General features: G+C 64.2%; 3 protein-coding genes. 2 read left to right on the top strand and 1 reads right to left on the bottom strand.

What is annotated here, in order from left to right:
* Nucleotides 1–603, top strand: a 603-nt coding sequence (locus tag JHD07_RS22755) for an efflux RND transporter permease subunit (RefSeq protein ID WP_291626079.1), incomplete at its 5' end; no start/stop codon positions are given.
* Nucleotides 600–911, top strand: coding sequence for a DUF3240 family protein (locus tag JHD07_RS22760; protein ID WP_291626081.1), 312 nt, complete (start codon nucleotides 600–602; stop codon nucleotides 909–911). The genes JHD07_RS22755 and JHD07_RS22760, both read left to right, overlap by 4 nt.
* Before the next feature lie 6 nt (nucleotides 912–917).
* Here the strand turns inward: JHD07_RS22760 and JHD07_RS22765 are convergent.
* A partial coding sequence (locus JHD07_RS22765) for a TonB-dependent siderophore receptor (RefSeq protein ID WP_291626083.1) occupies nucleotides 918–2,382 on the bottom strand: 1,465 nt, incomplete at its 5' end.

Below are 2,382 nucleotides of genomic sequence, written 5' to 3' on the forward strand. Positions count from 1 at the left end.
TTCGTCGAAGCGGCCCGTCACAAGGTTGCGACCGAGCTTCCGCTTCCGAACGGTTACCGGCTGACCTGGGGCGGGCAGTTCGAGAACCAGCAACGTGCCGCCGCGCGCCTGTCCATCGTCGTGCCCGTTGCGATCGGCCTGATCTTCCTGCTGCTCTTCACCACGTTCGGCGCCATCCGGCAGGCGCTGCTGGTGCTGGTCAACATCCCCTTTGCGCTGATCGGGGGCGTCTTCGCCCTGGTGCTGACCGGTGAGTACCTATCGGTGCCGGCCTCGGTCGGATTCATCGCGCTGCTCGGCATCGCCGTCCTCAACGGAGTCGTTCTGGTGTCCTACTTCAACCAACTCCGGGCCCATGGCCTGCCCGAGGACCGCATCGTCGTCGATGGCGCCATGCGCAGGCTTCGGCCGGTGCTGATGACCGCGAGCATCACGGCGCTGGGCTTGATCCCGCTGCTGTTCGCTTCCGGCCCGGGATCCGAAGTGCAGCGGCCGCTCGCCATCGTCGTGATCGGAGGCCTGCTGTCGTCCACCCTGCTCACGCTCATTCTCCTCCCGATCCTGTATCGCCGCTACGGCGGAACGCCGAGGGTGGCAAAATGATCGATGGGCCAGTCTCTCTCACCCTGATCGTGCCGGATCAGCTCTGTGACGAGCTGCTCGACTATCTCACCGAACAGAGCGACCTCGTTTCGGGATTCACGGCATCGCGCGGCGCGGGTCACGGCGCGGACGTTCGATTGCGAACGGCCGCCGAACGCGTCAAGGGGCACGCCGATCAGACGGCGGTGCAGATGATCCTGGCAAGGAGCGCTGCCGACAGCCTGCTCGATAGATTGCGGGTCTCGTTTGCCGGAACCAAGCTCGTCTATTGGAGCACGCCGGTGACGGAATTCGGCACCATCGCGTGAAGCACCTCAAAAATCCGTCGACATCGACAACAGCACGGTTCGCGGCGAGCCTTGCGCCAGTGCGGAGAAGCTCGCGACACCGGCCCAGTAGTTGGTGTCGAACACGTTCTGGACCAGAGCCCGAACCGTCACGGGCCGGTTGTTGATGCGCGTGTTGTAGCGCGCGCCGAGGTCCAGCCTCGTCCAGGCCGGAACAACCTGTGTGTTTGCCCCATTCAGATATTGGTGCCCGGTATAGATGGTGTTGGCGACCAATGTCAGCCCTGGCGCGAAAGGGGTGTCCCATTCCGCGGACAGATTGGCCTGCACCTCGGGCACACCGATCGGGGTCTTGCCGAGATTGGCCAGCGTGTTCGTCTTCGTCAGCTCCGCGTCGATCAAGGTCACGCCGCCGAGAACGCGAATGCCCGGCTGCACTTCTCCGAACACCGTGAATTCCACGCCGCGATTGCGCTGCTCCTGATCAGCTCGGAAGACGTTGCCGGCACCCAGCTGTCCCGACGGCTTGGTGATCTCGAACAGGCTGACCGTGGCCGCGAGCGTGCCGAAATCGACCTTGACGCCTGCTTCCTTTTGCTTGCTGAGATATGGCGCGAGGACCTCGCCTTGATTGATCGCCGTGTTCGGCGCGGTATCGCCCTTGCTGAGCCCTTCGATGTAATTGGCGTAGAGCGAAACGTTGCTCCAGGGCTTGACCACCACGCCGACCATCGGCGTGAAAGCCGTCTCATCGTACGAGGAGCTCACGGCTCCGGTGGTCGTGTTGTAGTTGTTCGACCTGACGCCCTGTTGCCTGACGCCCACCGTCAACTGAAGCCGCTCCTGGAGAACCGACATGGTGTCGGCCAGCGCAATGCCGGTCAGCTCGGTGTCCGACAGCCTCGGCACGGTCGCGGGAGCCGCAACGAGTTGCTGGGGACGGGCGATCGGCGCATAAATGTTGGACGACACCGCCGTGCCGTTCACCGAGCCCCGCGAGATCTCATCCCCGTAGTAGCTCCCCTGCAAGCTCACGGCATGACTGATCGCGCCGGTCTCGATCCGGGCCCGCACGCCGGCGTCGGCCACGTTCCTGTCGATGTCGAACTTGAACCGTCCTGGTGTCGATGTGGTGTTGCCTGCTGCGTTCAGGATCGTCGGCGTGCCGAACAGACGATCGACCTGGGTCCTGCCGCCGCCGGCGTCGGCGAACACCGTCACGGCGTCAGTCACATCGTATTCGGCGCGCGCCAGCAGCGAATTGTCGTGGACCTTGGCAAATTCCCAGGATTGCGTGACGTTGCGCCGCCCGACCGGCGCGGTCGGGACGGCGACGCCGGTTGCGACCAGGAACGGCCGCGTGGGCGCGTCGAACTTTTCCTCCTGATCGATGAAATCGAGCGAGGCTCTGAACTTCTCGCCGCGATAGTCGAAGGCAGCGGAGCCGACATGCGCCTCTCGGGTCTGGTTGTCCAGCGGCGTATCGCCGTTG

It is taken from the genome of Bradyrhizobium sp. (genome assembly GCF_016462955.1).
In the GTDB taxonomy this organism is placed as follows: Bacteria; Pseudomonadota; Alphaproteobacteria; order Rhizobiales; family Xanthobacteraceae; genus Bradyrhizobium.

What these genes read in the sequence shown, in the direction of transcription:
- JHD07_RS22760 (WP_291626081.1), top strand. Translation starts at nt 600, where the DNA reads ATGATCGATGGGCCAGTCTCTCTCACCCTGATCGTGCCGGATCAGCTC.